The 18,016-nt window shown below is 67.2% G+C and carries 16 protein-coding genes and 1 tRNA gene; 11 read left to right on the top strand and 6 right to left on the bottom strand.

Annotated features, from left to right (window positions below; genetic code table 11):
* Positions 1 to 3: 3 nt before the first annotated feature.
* The 7 genes from LPN01_RS16555 to LPN01_RS16525 all read left to right on the top strand — a co-directional run bounded on the left by LPN01_RS16555 (position 4) and on the right by LPN01_RS16525 (position 9,404).
* On the top strand, positions 4 to 1,179 hold the full coding sequence (locus LPN01_RS16555) for an efflux RND transporter periplasmic adaptor subunit (protein ID WP_262829525.1): 1,176 nt from the start codon (positions 4 to 6) through the stop codon (positions 1,177 to 1,179).
* 1 nt (position 1,180) lies between these two features.
* Positions 1,181 to 4,405 (top strand): efflux RND transporter permease subunit, encoded by a 3,225-nt coding sequence (locus tag LPN01_RS16550; RefSeq protein ID WP_262829524.1) that lies wholly within the window; start codon positions 1,181 to 1,183, stop codon positions 4,403 to 4,405.
* 175 nt (positions 4,406 to 4,580) lie between these two features.
* Positions 4,581 to 5,789, top strand: coding sequence for a DUF445 domain-containing protein (locus LPN01_RS16545; protein ID WP_262829552.1), 1,209 nt, complete (start codon positions 4,581 to 4,583; stop codon positions 5,787 to 5,789).
* A 76-nt stretch (positions 5,790 to 5,865) separates the two neighbouring features.
* A complete protein-coding gene (locus LPN01_RS16540) occupies positions 5,866 to 6,966 on the top strand; it encodes an ABC transporter permease (protein WP_262829523.1) in 1,101 nt (366 codons plus the stop codon).
* A complete protein-coding gene (locus LPN01_RS16535; protein WP_262829522.1) occupies positions 6,966 to 7,850 on the top strand; it encodes an ABC transporter ATP-binding protein in 885 nt (294 codons plus the stop codon). The genes LPN01_RS16540 and LPN01_RS16535 overlap by 1 nt, the downstream gene beginning before the upstream one ends.
* Positions 7,850 to 8,812, top strand: a complete 963-nt coding sequence (locus LPN01_RS16530) for an MlaD family protein (RefSeq protein WP_262829521.1) — start codon at positions 7,850 to 7,852, stop codon at positions 8,810 to 8,812. Before LPN01_RS16535 ends, LPN01_RS16530 begins: the two co-directional genes overlap by 1 nt.
* Before the next feature lie 4 nt (positions 8,813 to 8,816).
* Positions 8,817 to 9,404 (top strand): ABC-type transport auxiliary lipoprotein family protein, encoded by a 588-nt coding sequence (locus LPN01_RS16525; protein ID WP_262829520.1) that lies wholly within the window; start codon positions 8,817 to 8,819, stop codon positions 9,402 to 9,404.
* A gap of 33 nt (positions 9,405 to 9,437) precedes the next feature.
* Here the strand turns inward: LPN01_RS16525 and LPN01_RS16520 are convergent, their stop codons facing one another.
* The gene (locus LPN01_RS16520) at positions 9,438 to 10,286 is read right to left on the bottom strand and encodes a peptidylprolyl isomerase (protein WP_262829519.1); all 849 of its coding nucleotides are present in this window, start codon (positions 10,284 to 10,286) and stop codon (positions 9,438 to 9,440) included.
* Between the two features lie 90 nt (positions 10,287 to 10,376).
* Between LPN01_RS16520 and LPN01_RS16515 the strand changes: the two genes are divergently transcribed.
* Positions 10,377 to 10,467: transfer RNA gene (locus tag LPN01_RS16515), tRNA-Ser, on the top strand.
* Here the strand turns inward: LPN01_RS16515 and LPN01_RS16510 are convergent.
* On the bottom strand, positions 10,427 to 10,630 hold the full coding sequence (locus LPN01_RS16510; RefSeq protein ID WP_262829518.1) for a hypothetical protein: 204 nt from the start codon (positions 10,628 to 10,630) through the stop codon (positions 10,427 to 10,429). The two genes, LPN01_RS16515 and LPN01_RS16510, sit on opposite strands and share 41 nt — an antisense overlap.
* Positions 10,631 to 11,241: 611 nt before the next feature.
* Between LPN01_RS16510 and LPN01_RS16505 the strand changes: the two genes are divergently transcribed.
* From LPN01_RS16505 to terL, 3 genes are all read left to right on the top strand, one after another.
* A complete protein-coding gene (locus tag LPN01_RS16505) occupies positions 11,242 to 12,612 on the top strand; it encodes a site-specific DNA-methyltransferase (protein ID WP_262829517.1) in 1,371 nt (456 codons plus the stop codon).
* A 92-nt stretch (positions 12,613 to 12,704) separates the two neighbouring features.
* Complete coding sequence (locus LPN01_RS16500; RefSeq protein ID WP_262829516.1) at positions 12,705 to 13,355, top strand: DUF5681 domain-containing protein; 651 nt, start codon at positions 12,705 to 12,707, stop codon at positions 13,353 to 13,355.
* A gap of 20 nt (positions 13,356 to 13,375) precedes the next feature.
* Positions 13,376 to 14,809 (top strand): phage terminase large subunit, encoded by a 1,434-nt coding sequence (terL, locus tag LPN01_RS16495; protein WP_262829515.1) that lies wholly within the window; start codon positions 13,376 to 13,378, stop codon positions 14,807 to 14,809.
* Here terL and LPN01_RS16490 read toward each other — a convergent pair.
* The 4 genes from LPN01_RS16490 to LPN01_RS16475 are packed head-to-tail and all read right to left on the bottom strand — an operon-like array spanning position 14,795 to position 17,932.
* Entirely contained in the window at positions 14,795 to 15,211 is a 417-nt protein-coding gene (locus tag LPN01_RS16490; RefSeq protein WP_262829514.1) for a hypothetical protein, read from the bottom strand. The two genes, terL and LPN01_RS16490, sit on opposite strands and share 15 nt — an antisense overlap.
* Positions 15,208 to 15,945 (bottom strand): PDZ domain-containing protein, encoded by a 738-nt coding sequence (locus LPN01_RS16485; RefSeq protein WP_262829513.1) that lies wholly within the window; start codon positions 15,943 to 15,945, stop codon positions 15,208 to 15,210. Before LPN01_RS16485 ends, LPN01_RS16490 begins: the two co-directional genes overlap by 4 nt.
* A complete protein-coding gene (locus tag LPN01_RS16480) occupies positions 15,942 to 16,709 on the bottom strand; it encodes a hypothetical protein (RefSeq protein WP_262829512.1) in 768 nt (255 codons plus the stop codon). Before LPN01_RS16480 ends, LPN01_RS16485 begins: the two co-directional genes overlap by 4 nt.
* Entirely contained in the window at positions 16,706 to 17,932 is a 1,227-nt protein-coding gene (locus tag LPN01_RS16475; RefSeq protein ID WP_262829511.1) for a hypothetical protein, read from the bottom strand. The genes LPN01_RS16480 and LPN01_RS16475 overlap by 4 nt, the downstream gene beginning before the upstream one ends.
* Positions 17,933 to 18,016: the final 84 nt, after the last annotated feature.

Raw genomic sequence — 18,016 nt, 5'->3', positions numbered from 1 at the left:
GGCATGAACGACTATCAGGGTTCGATCGGTCACGAGGAGCGGCTGGCGCTGCCGGGCGAGCCCGCGGCATCGGGCCGTGCGCGCCGGATCGTGATCGTGCTGGTCGTCGTCGCAGCGCTGGCGCTGGTCACCTGGGCGATGTTCGGCCGCAAGAAGGCCGATCCCGCCGCCGGCCAGAAGACCGAGCAGATGCCGAGCGTCACCGTGGTCGTCCCCGGCCGCAAGACGGTCGACCGTACGCTGTCCGCCACCGGAACGCTGGCGGCGCGGCGCGAGATGCCGGTCGGCGTCGCGGGCGAAGGCGGCATGATAACGCGCGTGCTGGTCGAACCGGGCCAGTGGGTCGCGGCCGGACAGGTGCTCGCCACCGTCGACCGGTCGGTGCAGACGCAGACCGCACAGTCGCTCGCCGCGCAGGTCGCGGTGGCACGCTCGGATCAGGGCATCGCGCAGGCCGAGCTCGATCGCGCGAAGCAGCTGGTCGATCGCGGCTTCATCTCCAAGGCCGACCTCCAGCGTCGCGCCGCGACCCGCGATGCCGCCGCCGCACGCGTGCAGGTCGCTTCGGCGACGCTGCGCGAGGCGAATGCGCGCAACGGCCGGCTCGACATCCGCGCGCCTGCCGCCGGACTGGTCCTCACCCGCGGCGTCGAGCCGGGGCAGATCGTCAGCGCGGGATCGGGCGTGCTCTTCCGCATGGCGCAGGGCGGACAGCTCGAGATGCGTGCGCAGCTCGCCGAGGCGGACCTCGCCTCGCTGCGCGCGGGCGCGCGCGCCGACGTCGTGCCGGTCGGCAGCGACCGCCATTTCGCGGGCGAGGTGTGGCAGGTGTCGCCGGTGATCGACCCGCAGACGCGCCAGGGCGTCGCCCGCGTCGCGCTGCGCTACGATCCCGCGCTGCGTCCGGGCGGCTTCGCATCCGCCACGATCGTCGGCGGTGCGGCGGTCGCGCCGCTGCTGCCCGACAGCGCGTTGCAGAGCGACGACAAGGGCAGCTTCGTCTACGTCATCGGCAAGGACGACAAGGTCGAACGTCGCAACATCCGGATCGGCCAGGTGTCGGACGCGGGCGTCACGGTCGTCTCGGGGCTGGACGGCACCGAACGCGTCGTCCGCTCCGCGGGCGGGTTCCTGGCGCCGGGCCAGAAGGTGAAGCCGGTCGTACAGAAGGCGAGCTGACATGAGCTTCCGCAACATCTCCGCCTGGGCGATCCGCAACCCGGTCCCGCCGCTGGTCCTGTTCTTCGCGCTGACGCTGGCGGGCATCGTCAGCTTCATGCGGATGGACGTGAACAACGATCCCGACATCGACTTCCCGGTCGTGATCGTCGTCATCAGCCAGCCGGGCGCGGCCCCGACCGAGCTGGAGAACCAGGTCACCAACCGCGTCGAATCGGCGGTGCGCAGCCTCCAGGGCATCGACGAGATCACCTCGACCGTCACCGAGGGCCAGTCGACCACCGTCGTCCAGCTCGCTATCGGCACGCCGATCGACCGCGCGGTCAACGACACCCGCGACAAGATCGCACAGATCCGCAGCAACCTGCCCGAAGGCATCCTCGAGCCGCAGATCTTCCGCGCCGACACCACCGACAACGATCTGGCGAGCTATTCGGCGATCGCCAGCGACATGACGGTCGAACAGCTCAGCTGGTACATCGACAACACCGTCACCAAGGAATTGCTGGCGGTGCCCGGCATGGCCGCGGTCAACCGCAACGGCGGCGTCAGTCGCGAGATCCGCGTGATCCTCGATCCGCTGAAGCTGCAGAGCCAGGGCCTGACCGCGAGCCAGGTCAACGCGCAGCTGCGCCAGATCAACCTCAACGCCGCCGGCGGCCGTGCCGAGATCGCCGGGTCGGAACAGTCGGTCCGCGTGCTCGGCAACGCGCGCAACGCCAACGACCTCGCACAGACGCAGATCAACGTCGGCAACGGCCGCACCGTGCGCCTCGCCGACATCGCGACGGTGCGCGACCTGTACGCCGAACAGCGCAGCCGCGCGGCGGTCGACGGACGCCAGGCGATCAGCTTCGATTTCCAGCGCGCCAAGGGCGCATCCGACGTCAGCGTCTTCAACGATGCCGTGAAGAAGCTGAACGCGCTCGAGAAGCGCAACCCCGGCGTCCATTTCGTGCTGCGCTCGAACAGCGTCAAATATACCGAGATCCAGTACGAATCGGCGATCCACGCGATGATCGAGGGCGCGGTGCTGGCGGTGCTGGTCGTGCTGCTGTTCCTGCGCGATTGGCGGGCGACGCTGATCTCGGCGCTCGCGATCCCGCTGTCGGCGATCCCGACCTTCTGGTTCATGGAGCTGCTGGGCTTCAACCTCAACCAGATGACGCTGCTCGGCCTCAGCCTCGTCGCCGGCGTGCTGGTCGACGATGCGATCGTCGAGATCGAGAATATCGTCCGGCACATGCGGATGGGCAAATCCGCCTATCAGGCGTCGATCGACGCGGCGGACGAGATCGGCCTCGCCGTGCTGGCGACGACGATGTCGATCGTCGCAGTGTTCATGCCGGTCAGCCTGATGCCCGGCATCTCGGGCCAGTATTTCCAGAATTTCGGCCTGACGGTGGTGGTGTCGGTGCTGATGAGCCTTGCCGTCGCACGCCTCATCACGCCGATGATCGCGGCCTATTTCCTCAAGAGCTTCGGCCATGCCAGCCACGGCGAGGGCCCGGCGATGGACGCCTATATGGCGGTGCTGCGCTGGACGCTCGACAGCACCCGGCAAAAGGCGAGCGCGGTGCGCGGCGGCTATCACCGCGTCACCAGCCGCTGGCGCGACCATCGCATGTGGGTGATGGGATTCGGCCTGCTCACCTTCGTGCTGACGCTCGTCATGTTCACCGTGGTGCCGATGCAGTTCCAGCCGCCCGAGGACAGCGACAATTCGACCGCGACGATCGAGATGGTGCCGGGCACGACGCTGGCGCAGACCGACGCGGTGGTATCGCGCGTCGCCGACCTGCTGCGCCGCCAGCCCGACGTCCAGTCGGTCTATTCGCGCACCGGCGGCAACAGCGTCAACACCGGCCGGGTGACCGCGACGCTGCGCGACGACCGCAAGGTCACCAGCACCGAATTCGAACGCAGCCTCGCCCCCGAACTCGCGAAGATCGCGGATGCGCGCGTCGGCTTCCGTTCGCAGTTCGGCTGGGGCTCGTCGGGCCGCGACATGACCGTCGTCCTCGGCGGCGACGATCCCGACCTGCTCCAGAAGACCGCGAGCACGCTGGTCGACCAGATGGCGACGCTGCCGACGCTCACCCAGCCGCGTATCTCGGGCAACCTCCAGCGGCCCGAGATCGTCATCAAGCCGCGCTTCGACCTCGCCGCCAACCTGGGCGTGACGACGCAGGCGCTCTCCAGTGCGATCCGCGTCGCGACGCTGGGCGACATCGACCAGAATTCGGCGCGCTTCTCGCTCTCCGACCGCCAGGTGCCGATCCGCGTCGCGCTCGACCAGGGCGCGCGGACCGAGCTGTCGACGATCCAGAACCTGCCGGTGTCGACGACGAGCGGCGGCTCGGTGCCGCTCAGCCTGATCGCCGACATCAGCCTGGGTTCCGGACCGACGCAGATCGACCGCGTCAACCAGCAGCGCCGCATCGCGGTCGGCGCCGACCTCGCGCCCGGCATCGTGTCGGGCGTGGCGCAGAAGCAGATCGACAATCTGCCGATCATGAAGAACCTGCCGCTCGGCGTGAACAAGCTGACGCTCGGCCAAGCGAAGTGGCAGGCGGAGATGCTGAAGAACTTCGTCGTCGCGGTGGTGGCGGGCACCTTCCTCGTCTTCGCCGTGCTGGTGCTGCTGTACCGGCGCGCGCTGCCGCCGTTCGTCAACATGGCCTCGCTGCTGCTTGCGCCGCTCGGCGGCCTGATCGCGCTGTGGGCGACGGGCAATCCGCTGTCGCTGCCGGTGTTCATCGGCCTGCTGATGCTGCTCGGCATCGTCGCGAAGAATTCGATCCTGCTGATCGACTTCGCGCTCGAGGAGATGAACAAGGGCGTCGATACGCTGACCGCGATCCTCGATGCCGGGCACAAGCGCGCGCAGCCGATCGTGATGACCACGGTCGCGATGGTGGCGGGCATGATCCCGACCGCCCTGTCGCTGGGCGGCGACGGATCGTGGCGCGCACCGATGGGCATCGTCGTGATCGGCGGGCTGATCCTGTCGACGATGCTGACGCTGGTGATCGTGCCGGCCGCGTTCAGCCTGGCGGTGGGGATCGAGCGCTACGTCGGTCCGCGCCTCGGCAAGCGACTGCTGACCTATCGCCCCGGCGACGACGGCAGCACCGTGGTCGGCATCGCCGGTCCGCACACGCCGACGATCGGCCCGGTCCCTTCCGGCCGCCTCGGCCACGAGGGCGAACAGCCGGCGGAGTGATACGCCTGTCCCGCCGACCCCTCTTCGCGCGGCCAGCGCGACGGGGGGCGGTGGGGGACCGGCGGGGCGTTCGCCGATCGCACTTGAACATTCCCGCCGTTCGGGGATTGTTTCGCGGATGACCCCCTTTCCCCGCACCGGCGCCAACGAGGCGGCACCGCCCGCCCTCGTACGGATGCGGCGGGTCGCGGGCGGATTGCTGCTCGCGATGGCGGCGGTCTTCCTCGCCAGCCGGCATTTCGCGTCGCTCCATCCCTGGGTGCGCTTCGTCCAGGCGTTCAGCGAGGCGGCGATGGTCGGCGGCCTCGCCGACTGGTTCGCGGTCACCGCGCTGTTCCGCCACCCGCTGGGGCTGCCGATCCCGCACACCGCGATCGTGCCGCGCAACAAGGACCGGATCGGCGACACGCTGGCGCAGTTCCTGCGCACGAATTTCCTCCAGCCCGCGGTCATCGGCCGGCGCATGCGGCGCGTCGACGTCGCCACCGCGATCGCGCGCTGGCTGACCGATCCGGCCGAAGGCGCGGGCGGCCGCTTCCGACAGGGCGCATCGAAGCTGGTCGCGCAGGTGCTCGAGGGGCTCGACCCGCAGCGGCTCGGCAGCATGGTCAAGGCGGGCATCGCCGCCCGGCTGCGCGAGATCGAGGTCGCGCCGGTGCTCGGCCGGATGATGAAGGCCGCGCTCGCCGAACAGCGCCACGCGCCGCTGCTCGACGCCGCGATCCGCTGGGGCGCCAAGGCGCTGACGGCGAACGAGCATCTGATTCGCCAGATGGTGCACGAGCGCGCGGGCTCGATCCTGCGCTGGACCGGGCTGGACGAGACGGTGGCCGACCGGCTGATCGCCGGCCTCGACAAGCTGGTCGCGGACATGGCGGACGATCCGCGCCATCCGCTGCGCCTGAAGGCGGAGGAGGGGCTCGACCGGCTCGCCTGGGACCTGCAATTCGATGCCGACGTGCGTGCGCGGGTGGAGGCGATGAAGGCCGAGCTGATCGCCAATCCCGCGATGCAGCACTGGCTCGACGGCCTGTGGGAGGCGGCGCGCGCCGGACTGTTGCGGGTGGCGCGCGATCCGGAGGGCGCGATGGCCGGCCAGCTCGGCGACATGCTGCGCCAGATCGGCGGCACGCTGACGCAGGACCCGCGGCTGGCGCGCACGATCAACCGCTTCGTCCGCCGCGCGATCGTCGGCGTCGCGGCGGATTACGGCGACGGCATCGTGCGGCTGGTGTCGGAGACGGTGCGCGGCTGGGATGCGCGCACGATCACCAGCCGGCTGGAGAATGCGGTCGGGCGCGACCTGCAATATATCCGCATCAACGGTACGCTGGTCGGCGGATTGGTCGGGCTGGCGATCCACGGGGTCGACGTCCTGCTGTGAGGCACATGTCGCCGCCGATCGTCGCATATCGCAAACGCCTTGCCGTTTTGGACATCTTGCCGCAGAAGCGAACACGATGAGCGCCACAGCCGAATTCGAGCAGGACAGCGGCGGAACCCTTCGCTTTACTGGTGACCTGCTGCTGCGCACGCTCGGCAAGCTGCCCGACCGGCTGGACGCGCTGTCCGGGCCGGTGCAGCGCATCGATCTCAGCGCGGTCGGGCGGATCGACACGGTCGGCGCCTGGGTGGTGCACCGCCTCGCGACGCGCCACGACGCGCCGATCGACGGGCTGGACGAGGACGGGCGCTATCTGCTCGATTCGGTCGTCGCCGCCGACCAGCCGGTCGCGTTGCCCGACCGGAAGTCCGGCGCGTTCGCCCGACTGCTGGGCGAGATCGGCGATGCGGTCGTCATCACCGTCCGGACGCTGTACGGCCTGCTCGGCTTCCTCGGCGCGACGACGATCGCCTTCGCCAACGTCGTGCGCCATCCCAGCCGCTTCCGGTTCAACGCCACCGTCCACCGGTTCGAGGTGGTCGGCGTGCAGGCGCTCGCCATCGTCGGGCTGATGAGCTTCCTGATCGGCATCGTCATCGCGCAGCAGGGCGCGGTGCAGCTGCGCCAGTTCGGCGCGGAGGTGTTCACGATCAACCTGATCGGCCGCCTGACGCTGCGCGAACTGGGCGTGCTGATGACCGCGATCATGGTCGCGGGCCGATCGGGTTCGGCGTTCGCGGCGCAGCTCGGCACGATGAAGCTGACCGAGGAGATCGATGCGATGCGCACGATCGGCGTGTCGCCGATGGAGGCGCTGGTGCTGCCGCGCACGATCGCGGCGGTGCTGCTGATGCCGCTGCTCGGCTTCTACGCCTCGCTGATCGCGATCATCGGCGGCGGTCTGCTGTGCTGGATCTCGCTCGACATCCCGCCGGTCACCTTCATCCAGCGCATCCGCGAAGTGGTGCCGATCACCGACCTGTACATCGGCCTCATCAAGGCGCCGGTGTTCGGCGCCATCATCGCGATCGCCGGCTGTTTCCAGGGCATGCTGGTCGAATCGGATGCGGAACAGGTCGGGCTGCGCACCACGTCGGCGGTGGTGCAGGCGATCTTCCTCGTGATCGTGCTCGATGCGTTCTTCGCGGTGTTCTTCACCTGGGTGGGGTGGAACTGATGCCCGCCTCCACGACCGCGCGCGACGACGACGACCATATCATCCAGGTCCGCGGGCTGAAGAATGCGTTCGGCGAATCGGTGATCCACGACGGGCTCGATCTCGACGTGCGCCGCGGCGAGATCCTGGGCGTCGTCGGCGGATCGGGTACCGGCAAATCGGTGCTGATGCGCTCGATCATCGGGCTCCAGACCCCGGTCGCGGGCGATATCACCGTATTCGGCGAACCGACGATCGGCCGCGAGGAAACCGAGGCGACCGATATCCGCAAGCGCTGGGGCGTGCTGTTCCAGGGCGGCGCGCTGTTCTCGACGCTGACCGTCGCCGAGAACGTCGAGGTGCCGCTGCGCGAATTCTATCGCGACCTCAACCCCGCGCTGATGGCGGAGATCGCCGCATACAAGGTCGTGATGACCGGCCTCTCGCCCGACGCCGGGCCGAAATATCCCGCCGAGCTGTCGGGGGGCATGAAGAAGCGCGCCGGGCTCGCCCGCGCGCTCGCGCTCGACCCCGAACTGCTGTTCCTCGACGAACCGACCGCGGGGCTCGACCCGATCGGCGCGGCGGCGTTCGACGACCTCACGAAATCGCTCCAGAAGACGCTGGGCCTCACCGTCTTCCTCATCACCCACGATCTCGACACGCTCTATGCGATCTGCGACCGGGTGGCGGTGCTGGCCGACAAGAAGGTGATCGCGGTGGGCACGATCGACGAGCTGCTCGCGCTCGATCACCCGTGGATCCAGGAATATTTCAAGGGGCCGCGCGGCCGAGCCGCCGTCGCGACCCAGGAAGCCCAGGCGCGGGCGCATCCGGCCGACGTGCGGCCGCCGCCGGCCGCGGCAAGCCCCGCCGCCGCCACCCTACCGGCGAGGACCGACTGATGGAAACCCGTTCCAACCACGTGATCGTCGGCGCGGTGGTGCTGATCCTGCTCGCCGTGCTGGCGATCTTCACCGTCTGGATCGCGCGCCTCGGCGGCGCGACCGAACGCGAATACGACATCTTCTTCAAACAGTCCGTCGACGGTCTCGCCAAGGGATCGACCGTCACCTATTCGGGCGTGCCGACGGGACAGGTGAAGACGATCGCGCTGTGGAAGCCCGATCCCCAGTTCGTCCGCGTTCGCGTGACGGTGAACGAGGACACCCCGATCCTCCAGGGCACCACCGCGACGATCCAGGGCAGCTTCACCGGCACCAGCACCGTCGCGCTCGACGGCGCGCGCAAGGGCGCGGCGCCGATCGTCTGCCCGGAACAGGCGGATGCGACGCAATGCCCGTACGGCGTGCCCGTGATCCCGACGAAGCAGGGCGGGATCGGCGCGATCCTCAATTCCGCGCCGCAGCTGCTCGAGCGACTGTCGACGCTGACCGAGCGGCTGACCGGCCTGCTCACCGATCGCAACCAGGCCTCGATCGCCGGCATCCTCGACAACACCAACCGCCTGACCGACGCGCTCGCCGACCGCGGGCCGGAGATCGCGGCGACGCTGGCGCAGACCCGCATCGCGATCCAGCAGGCGGGCGACGCGGCGCAGTCGATCGGCAAGCTCGCCGACACGACCAACGGCGTGCTCGCCGACGACGTCAAGCCGTCGATGCAGAACCTCAACAAGGCGATCGCCGCGGCGCAGCAGAGTGCCGTAACGCTCAATTCGGCGATCCAGGATGCGCGGCCGGGTCTCCAGACCTTCTCGAAGCAGACGATCCCGGAGGCGAACCGGCTGGTCCGCGACCTGCGCGTGACCGCGACGGCGCTGTCGTCGATCGCCGACAAGGTCGATCAGGGCGGCGCCAGCTCGCTGATCGGCCAGCAGAAGCTCCCCGACTACAAGGGCAAGTGAGATCATGAAGAGCAAATGTCTCCTGATCGCCGCGGCGTTGCCGCTCGCCGGTTGCATCAGCTTCGGCGCCAAGCCACCGCCCTCATTGATGACGCTGGAGACGACCGCGGCGCCCGCGGTCGGCGCGCAGCAGAATTCGGCGGCGGCACGCTCGATCACCATCCAGGTGCCATCGACACCGGCCGCGATCGCCGCGACCCGCGTGCCCGTCCAGACGACCGCGACGACGATCGCCTATGTCAAGGACGCGCAATGGGCCGAACCGCCCGCGCGCCTGTTCGCGCGGTTGCTGGCCGATACGGTGACGGCGCGTGGCAACATGGTGGTGCTGTCGACCGTCCAGTCGATCGCGGACCCCAGCGCGACGCTGGCGGGCGAGCTGCGCGGCTTCGGCCTCGACGCGTCCAGCCGCCAGGCGATCGTGATCTACGACGCGGCGCTGACCCGCGCGGGCAAGGACACGGTCGAAAAGCGGCGGTTCGAGGCGCGCGTCCCGGTCGATGCCATCGATGCGACCAGCGCCGGGCCGGCGCTCAGCCGTGCCGCCAACCAGGTCGCGGGCGAGGTCGCCGCCTGGGTGTCCGCGAACTGACGGCAGGGGGCCCGGCCGCTCCCACGGGACCGATCAGGGCGCGCGCCGCACCGCGGGCAGCACGTCGCACACCGCGGCGCCGTCCAGGCTGACCATCGGCGCGTCAGGATGCTCGCGCCGCGCGACCGCCGCGGCGAAGCGCGGGTTGTCGGCGGCGCGATACTGGAAATGCGGGCGCGTCGCCGCCGGCATGTCGCTCGCCAGCCGGACGGATACGATCGGCGTGCGTTCGCCGGGCGTGGCGTACATGCCCATCGCCGCCTCGCTGCGGGGCAGGCCGGACAGATGTTGCATGCCCTCGACGATCCGCCCGACGACCGTATAGTTGCGGTCGAGCCGGCGCGCCGACTGGCCGATCGGCGTGAACAGCTCGGCGCCCGACCCGGTGCTCGGCAGGGCGTCGCGCGCGACGCCGACCATGCCGTAGCAATGCGTCAGCCACGCCCGCGTCCCGTTCGTCGCCACCGGCCACCCGTCCGCGGTGATCCCCGATGCGGTGGAGTAACTGTCCGCCTTCGCCATCCGCACCGCGGGGCGGAAGGCGGCGATCTCGAATTCCGCGGGCGGCCGGTCGGTGACGCCGGCGGGCAGGGGCTTCTTCTCGGTCGCATCGCCCCATTGCGCCACCCAGTTCTCCTGCACGCGGTACACGCTCGCATCGTCCCACCAGCGCGCCCGTGCCAGCGCGCGGATGTTCCCGACATGCGCGGGCGCCAGCGCGGCGGCGAGCCGGATCACCACCTGTTTGCCCGTGCCGAGGCCGATCACGAGCAATTCGTCGTCGGGAATGGCGCGCCAGTCCGCCTCGACCGGATCGGCGGGCGACGGCGCAGGCGCCGCCTGGGGCAACGGCGGGGCAGCGAGGAGGAGAAGGCTCAGCATGATGCGCGAGAGACTGGCGCAACCGCCGCCGTCGCGCAATCACTTGCGGCCCGCGACCGGACGCGCTACGCGCGCCCCTCCAGGACATGCGGAGCGGTGGCCGAGTGGTCGAAGGCGCTCGCCTGGAAAGTGAGTATACGTCAAAAGCGTATCGAGGGTTCGAATCCCTCCCGCTCCGCCACCCAGTCCCAAGTCATTGAGATTGCACGAGAAATTTTCGGAACAGCCCGCGATACCGGGCGGTTTGCGCATTTTTCGGTAGTGCGGAGCGTCGCCAAAATCGGCGAAATCGCAAAATCGATACAAATTTCTCCGGTGCCGGTGTCGGCAGTACGGAATTCCATTCTGTCGCATCCTGCGCCGCCGGGCGTCTTCAAACTGGTCGACTGGGCATTCGCGTGCTGGAACCCGCATCGTCGCTTTCCAAATCGAAGAACTGGTCGCCGCCGGCTTCTTGCGGCCGCGTACAATGCGATTTTCCCTGATAGGCGGCCTTTTACAGGGAATACTCCCTGAAATGGCGTGGCCGCGGCTCGGTGATCGGTTCCGCCATGGCGGAAACCCGCGGTTTGTTGGGCGATTTCCCTATTATCAATAACAGGGAATTTCATAGCTGTTTTGCGAGCATATGATGAGATTGCACGTCTCCAAAATTACGATCAGGCTAAATGATGTGTGCTGCGGCCCCGCGATTGACAACAAAAGTCTACCGTCTTGATTTGCGTGATGGCGCTAAAACCTGGTATTGACGAGTAGGCTTGTTTGACTTACGTGAAATGTCGGCGGCGATAGCCTCCCCCGAGCAGCATCCAGTTGGCGTATCCTATCGGAACGTCAGGCGAAGCAGAGGCGGGATCACATGGAAACCTCGGTTCGAAGCCAAGCGGCTCGGGCGAGCGAGTGATCACGCGCCCTGCCGCTGCACCCGCTTGTCCTCCGCATACGGAGACAAGACATGAAATCTGCCTCAGCCAAGTCATCAAAGGTATCACTCGGCAATGCGTGTTCAGCGCTCGAGCGAAAGCTCGGGCCTATTGCGTATCGCCCGATCGTCAGCGTTCGCGGCTACGATGGTCACACCCGTAAGCACCCCGAAAAGCAGATTGTTCAGCTGATGGCATCGATGACCGAATTCGGTTTTGCGATGCCGTTGCTGGTCGACGAAAGCGGCGTGCTCATCGTCGGCCATGCTCGCCTCGAGGCGGCGTTGCGCCTTGGGCTTGCCGAGGTCCCGGTGATCGTCGCCGATCACTGGTCCGCTGCGCAGGTGAAGGCCTATCGCCTCGCCGACAACCAGCTGTCGCGTCATGCCTCCTGGGATGAACGCCTGCTTCGGATCGAGATCCAGAGCATCATCGATCTCGACGAGATCTCGATCGAGGTGATGGGATGGGAAACAGCCGAAATCGATGTCCTGCTGGACGCCCCGAGCCTCGATGACGGTGATCCCGATGATGCTCTGCCCGCTGAGCAAGCCGTGGTCGTCGCCCGTCCGGGCGATCTATGGCATCTTGGCAAGCATCGTCTGTTGTGCGGTTCGTCGCTCGATCCGGCGTCCTGGGCATTACTGATGGCGGGCAGCACGGCGGCTATGGCCCTGACGGATCCCCCCTACAATGTCGCCGTTAATGGTCATGTGTCGGGGAGCGGTCGGTTCGCCGAATTTGCGATGGCGTCGGGGGAGATGTCGGAATCTGAGTTCGTGACGTTCAACGAAACGTACCTCAGCAACATGACCCGGCACCTCAAGGACGGTGCCATCGTCATGGCCTTCATGGACCATGGCCATCTCTACGAACTGATGACGGCGGCAAAACGCGTCGAGCTGCAGCATCTCAACCTGTGCGTTTGGGCCAAGACAAACGGGGGCATGGGGAGCCTATACCGCTCACAGCATGAACTCGTGCTCGTGCTGAAGCATGGCAAGGCGCCGCACACCAATGCGGTCGAGCTCGGCAAGCACGGTCGCTACCGGACCAACGTATGGACTTGCGCCGGCGCCAATGCCTTTGGCGCGACGCGTGACGCCGATCTCGCCGATCACCCGACGGTCAAGCCGATCGCGCTCCTCACCGAGGCAATACGCGATGTCACCCGTCACGGTGAGATTGTTATCGACGCCTTTTGCGGATCGGGAAGCACCATCCTCGCATGCGAGCGAGCTCGCCGGATCGGCTACGGCATCGAGATCGAGCCCGGTTACATCGACGTCGCCATCCGCCGCTGGGAGGCGATGACCGGCCAGCAGGCAATCCTCGGATCCTCCGGGCAGACGTTCGCCGATCTTGCGGCTGAGCGAACCTCGCCGGCGCTCACTCCTGCCTGATTCGATCGTCCGGCCAATTAACCGCTGGGCAAACGATCGATGGCTTAGCTGCTTTCACTGCGAAGCCCGCATTCAATTCCAAGGATCCTTCGATGACCCCCGATGCTGCCACAAACTCTGTCCAAACCCCGGCGTCCAGCGGTTCGCTGCTGCGGCCCGATATCGTCACGCGCTCACGCACACGCATCAGGCCCGCTGCGATCCCCACCTCGACGGGAGCAGCAAGTCCATCCGCTGCGGCGGCAGGCGACATGTCAAATCGAGCCTCGACGATGCCACGCGCCGATGGCGAGGTCCCTGCGGCGCCGCCATCGGATGGCACGAGCCCGTCATATGCGGTCGGCTATGGCCGGCCACCGCGCCACAGCCAATTCCGCAAAGGCCAGTCCGGTAATTTGAAGGGACGTCCCAAGGGGGCAAAGAGCTTCAAGACCATCGTTCGCGAATCGATGACCGCAAAACTCGCGGTCCGTACCGCAACCGGCCGCAAGACCGTCACCCATGCCCAGGCACTGATGATGCAGACCATCGAGAGCGCATTGAAGGGCAGCCGGCAGGATCGTCACGAGCTGTTGCGCTATTATCGCGATGCCATTCCAGAGGACGCGACGCCTACAACCCACGCTTTGCCTGTTACCAGCTCCGAACCGGGAATGGTGCCAGAGGATATGGACGCGCATGATCGCGCGATCCTCGAATGTCTGCGAGCAACGTTGCTCGGCGAGATTGGGGACGAGCAATGAGGCACGTTCTTGATGCCGCCATGCGGCAGCGCTTCGACCTGTTTTTGATGCGCGTGTTTGGCGACCTGCATTCTGATAAGCCGCCGCTCCACCTTGCCTGGTATCTGCGCGCGATCTGCCATGCCTCGACCGAGGCGTGCGCGACGCCGGGTGCGCGGTTGGTGATCAACGTGCCCCCGCGTCATCTCAAATCGGTGGCGGCATCGGTCGCTCTCACGGCCTGGATGCTCGGTCGCGATCCCAGCTGCCGGATCATGGTCGCGACATACAGTCAGGACCTTGCGAGGTTGCACGCGACCCAGTGTCGTACAATCATGCAAACCCCGTGGTATCGGCGGATATTCCCGGGCACGGTCATTGCTGACGACGGCAATCGCATGCTCGAAATCGTGACGACGAGGGGCGGGGGCCGCAAGGCCGTATCGGTCGGCGGCACCGTCACCGGTCACGGCGCAGATGTCATTATCGTCGATGACTGCCTGAAAGCCGATGATGCGCGCAGCCAGGCCAAGCGGCAGGAAGCAAAAGAGTGGTTTGACGGCACGCTCGCGACACGCCTCAACACGGTGGGCGGGGGCGCGATCATCTCGATCTCGCAGCGGCTGCACGAAGACGATCTGGCCGCGCACCTGCTCGACAAGGGCTATGACCTTCTCTGCCTGCCCGCGATCGCGGAACGCGAGGAGGAGATCGCGCTCGCACCGAACGTCTCGCACCGCCGCAAAGTCGGCGACCTGCTCGACCGGCCTGGTATCACGCGCGAAATCCTGGACACCGAGCGCCGCAATCTCGGCGCCCAGGTCTACTCGTCGCAGTTTCAGCAGAATCCAGTCGCGCCAGAGGGCAACCTCGTTCGGATGGAGTGGTTCGGCACCTATGCTGAAGCGCTCGAGCGCGATCGGTATCTCAAGGTCGTGCAGAGCTGGGATACGGCGCTCAGCGACCAGCCCGGCGCCGATTATTCGGTCTGCACAACCTGGGGATATCACGAACGTCGATGGCATCTCCTCGACGTGCTGCGCCAGCGTCTGGCTTTCCCCGATCTCAAGCGGGCGGTGCTGCGGCTGCGCCGCCAGTGGCAGGCCGACGAAATCGTCATCGAGGATGCCGGCACGGGCAAGGCGCTGTGGCAGGAGTTTCGCGCTAGTGGCGAATTGCGGCCGACGATGTGGAGCGTGACGCAGGACAAGGAGGAACGCCTCATCGGCGTCACCGGGCAGTTGGAAGCGGGTCTGTGCGTGTTGCCCGCAGACGCGCCGTGGCTCGACGCCTTTTTCAACGAGCTTCGCGCATTTCCATACGGACGTCACGACGACCAGGTCGACAGTCTCACCCAGTTTCTAGAGCATCACTTACGCTTTGCCCCCTGGCTGATGCGCGAGCGTGATGCGCGCGGGCGGCCGGTGCGTGCCGCCCGACCGGATCGCCCGCAGCGGCGGTTACGGTTTGGGTGAGGCCGACCAGTCGTCATGAGCCGAGATCAGGCCGTGTGGGTAGGTCACCGCAAACGGCTGTCGCAATGACGCTGGATCCATGGTCAGCGCCTCGAACCATTGATCGCCTGTGCCATGGCGCCCGACCAGCGCCAGCCATGGTTCGGGCTGCTCGAAGCGCTCGTGCAGGATCCGGTGGCAGCGGCGGCAGACCGGATAGGCGCCATACGGATCGGCATAATCCTCGTCGTGCAACCACACAGGATTATCGGACGGGGAGGGCGGCGTGTTGGCGCAGATCGAACAGGTGACTGGTGTCGCAATTGCGCCCGACCGCACGGCCGCGCGCTGACGCGGGATGACGGCCAGTCGTTCCTGCGGGCTCCAGCCATTGTACCAGCCGATCTCGAAGCGCCACGTCACCGTCGCGGCGTGACGACGACATGCTCGCCGGTGGCGGTCTCAAGGTCGAGACGCGCTGCATCGCTGCGGAGCAGCTTCGTCATGGCCGCACCCATGCCGGCAAGCGCGATGCCGTTGACCCGCACGATAACCACGCCCGGCGCCAGACCGGCGTTACGACCGGCAGACCCTGCCGGTGCATCGAGCACATAGGCGCCCTCGGGCATGACGCTGATCGTCATCCCCAAGACACGCATGTCCGAGAGATCCGCGACATCCGCTGCGGCGGCAGCGGGCGCCGCGGCGGTTTCCATCAGCTGCGCCGGGGGAAACTTGCCCCTCGCCACCCAGTCGGTGCAAATCTGATTTCGAATGTCATTGCTCGCGCGCTTTGCGATATCGACCTTCTTCACGGCACCATGATCGATCACGATGATGAAGTTGACGAGCCGGTCACGCGCATCGCTATCCACCGGAGCGCGCAGGCGTCCACAAGTCATATACCCCGGCCAGTCACCCTTATTGTCCCAGCGATCGCGGATGTAGCCGTTCGGCCACTCGATCTCGAAGCGCTCGATGGAGGGATAGCGTGCCTGCACCTTGGGGTCGGTCAACGTCTCGCGCACGGCAGGCTCCGCGATCTGCTTATAGTGTGCCCAGTCAGGCGGCGGGCCGTAGACATAGTCGGTCTTGGCCGCCGCGGGCGCCGCCACAATGACAAGCGACGCCAGCGCCAAGCCTGGAAGCGCCCTCATGGCCTGGCTCCCAGCGTGACGGTTCTGCCACCGACGAGCGTGAACACTGCCTTCGTGCCAGTGGCATCGATGATCTTCACCATCGCTTCCCCCATGCCGGTGAGCGGGATGGCGTTGACGCTGGTGTTCACCATGCCGGGCTTGAGGCCGACGGCGGCCGCAGGCGAGGCGGCTGCGACCGCGCTGATATAGGCGCCGTCCGGCATCGCCCGCAGCGTTAGCCCGGACGCTGCGGGCGGCTGGGAAGGCGCGGGCGCGACGGACGCCGAGGCCGCGGATGCAGGTACTGCGGGGGGCATCGGTGACACCGCACTCGCCGCCGCGCCAGTCGGCAGTGGCGGCAATAGACCGGCGCGCGCGGACTTATTGCAGTTGCCGGCGATCATGCCGCCGGCGACCCGGTCGATCTCGACATAGAGCACACGGTCATAATCGACGACGGTGACAAAGCTCGTCGCGCCCGAATAGCCACCCATGCGGTTGCGGGCGTTGACGGCGCCGCAGGCGACATAGCCCTCGATACGTCCGGCGAGCAGCGGCTTGAACTCGCCTTTGAAGAAGCCGCCCGCCCAGGTGATCCGTGCCGATTCCGGATCGACCAGGCGTTCCTTGAGACCCGCTTCCGCTATGGCGCGATAAGCGTCCCAGCTTGGCGGTGGGCCGAACACATGCGCCGGCCGGTTCTTGTCGGCGCCCAGCACAGGAGTTGCGCCGATGGCGGCGATGCCAAGCGCTGCGGCGATCCCAAGACCGTGGCGGCTCATGCGGCAATATCCCGGTCGAGCGCTTGCAGGCGCGGGCGCAGGCTGTTGACGAGCTGGTTTGCGCGGACCCCGAGCCAAATGCGCTGCTCGATCTCGACCGCATCGGTCCAGGGCAGCGGATTGGACGCGGCCAATGTGATCAGCGCGACGTCCCCTGGATCCCAATCCGGCGCCTCCAACCCCTGGTCGGTAAACTCGGCGTCGATCGCGGCGCGGTCGGCGAGCAGGGCATCGAAGGCGCTGCGCTGTTCGGCGCCGCTAAACCGCACCTCGGTGCCCATCCGGCTCATCGTTATGCTCCGCCAGACGTTGATGTAGAGACCATGCGGCAGCAGAATCCGGATCCAGCCGTTGCCGCCGCTGCGCGGCGGCGGCTGGCCGGGGTCATCGAAGCGGGTCTCTGCGATGAAGCGCTCGAGGAAATGCCGCCATCGGTTTGCGGTTTCGCTGGTGGCGCGGACGCCGCCGGTGCTCATTGCCGGGGCGGTGCGGGCGGCCACGGATGGTATGGTCTCGAGCGTGTCGATTGTGATCCCCGGCACTTCGCTGCGGATAACGTGGCGCTCGATGATCGCGGTCTGCGCCAGCACGCGCGGCTGCATGATGACCTGCTCGGTGCCATCGGCGTCGGCGCGGCGATACTCGGCGATCTCGATGAGACCGAAGTCGAAGGCGAGCCCGGGCTGCGCGCGCAGATATTCACCGATCCGCCGCGTGCCCTCGGCGATGCCGTCGCCGACGACGAGGAGGAGGAAGCGTCCGGCGGCAAGGTCACGGGTGACGCGGTCGACGAACTCGGCTTCGGGCAGCGTGCCGCCGGCGCCCTGCGCCAGCGCATAGAGCACGTTGCCACCTGTGCGGGTGGCGATGCTGACCTGCCGCTGCAGGTCTTCATAGCCAAAGCGGCTCAGCGCGCGCGCATAATCGAGGATCTGGCCGACCACCTCGCGGCGCGCCTGAGGGTTCCGCCAGAGCTTGCACTCGACCACCACCAGCCGGCCATGCTCGTCGATGAGCAGTACATCGACGAAGCCGACGCCGGGGATGGCAAGCTCGCGGGTGACAGTGACGAGGCGTCCGTAGCTCGGATCGATATCGTGCACCGGCAGGATGGCAGGATGGGTGGCAATGAGATCGCGCAAGGTCGCCTCGCGGCGGGCTTCGCCCTCGGGGACGCGGCGCACCACCGTCGTTGTGTCGTTATCGAGCAATACCAGCGTCATGGGCCACATCTCCCCCTGTTAGCGGGGCGACGCGTTGACCGATGGCTTCCTCGTCGCACCTATGTCCTCTCGGGGCGACGGGCT

Origin of the sequence: Sphingomonas sp. A2-49 (assembly GCF_025548555.1) — a bacterium.
Taxonomy (GTDB): Bacteria; Pseudomonadota; Alphaproteobacteria; order Sphingomonadales; family Sphingomonadaceae; genus Sphingomonas.
Note: the sequence above shows the minus strand (reverse complement) of the source record. Positions and strands in the feature narration are given on the sequence as shown.

Excerpts from the sequence above, each read along its gene's own strand:
- LPN01_RS16555 (WP_262829525.1), top strand. The coding sequence starts at position 4 with ATGAACGACTATCAGGGTTCGATCGGTCACGAGGAGCGGCTGGCGCTG.
- LPN01_RS16550 (WP_262829524.1), top strand. The coding sequence starts at position 1,181 with ATGAGCTTCCGCAACATCTCCGCCTGGGCGATCCGCAACCCGGTCCCG.
- LPN01_RS16545 (WP_262829552.1), top strand. The coding sequence starts at position 4,581 with ATGCGGCGGGTCGCGGGCGGATTGCTGCTCGCGATGGCGGCGGTCTTC.
- LPN01_RS16540 (WP_262829523.1), top strand. The coding sequence starts at position 5,866 with ATGAGCGCCACAGCCGAATTCGAGCAGGACAGCGGCGGAACCCTTCGC.
- LPN01_RS16535 (WP_262829522.1), top strand. The coding sequence starts at position 6,966 with ATGCCCGCCTCCACGACCGCGCGCGACGACGACGACCATATCATCCAG.
- LPN01_RS16530 (WP_262829521.1), top strand. The coding sequence starts at position 7,850 with ATGGAAACCCGTTCCAACCACGTGATCGTCGGCGCGGTGGTGCTGATC.
- LPN01_RS16525 (WP_262829520.1), top strand. The coding sequence starts at position 8,817 with ATGAAGAGCAAATGTCTCCTGATCGCCGCGGCGTTGCCGCTCGCCGGT.
- LPN01_RS16520 (WP_262829519.1), bottom strand. The coding sequence starts at position 10,286 with ATGCTGAGCCTTCTCCTCCTCGCTGCCCCGCCGTTGCCCCAGGCGGCG.
- LPN01_RS16510 (WP_262829518.1), bottom strand. The coding sequence starts at position 10,630 with ATGGAATTCCGTACTGCCGACACCGGCACCGGAGAAATTTGTATCGAT.
- LPN01_RS16505 (WP_262829517.1), top strand. The coding sequence starts at position 11,242 with ATGAAATCTGCCTCAGCCAAGTCATCAAAGGTATCACTCGGCAATGCG.
- LPN01_RS16500 (WP_262829516.1), top strand. The coding sequence starts at position 12,705 with ATGACCCCCGATGCTGCCACAAACTCTGTCCAAACCCCGGCGTCCAGC.
- terL (WP_262829515.1), top strand. The coding sequence starts at position 13,376 with ATGCGGCAGCGCTTCGACCTGTTTTTGATGCGCGTGTTTGGCGACCTG.
- LPN01_RS16485 (WP_262829513.1), bottom strand. The coding sequence starts at position 15,945 with ATGAGGGCGCTTCCAGGCTTGGCGCTGGCGTCGCTTGTCATTGTGGCG.
- LPN01_RS16480 (WP_262829512.1), bottom strand. The coding sequence starts at position 16,709 with ATGAGCCGCCACGGTCTTGGGATCGCCGCAGCGCTTGGCATCGCCGCC.
- LPN01_RS16475 (WP_262829511.1), bottom strand. The coding sequence starts at position 17,932 with ATGACGCTGGTATTGCTCGATAACGACACAACGACGGTGGTGCGCCGC.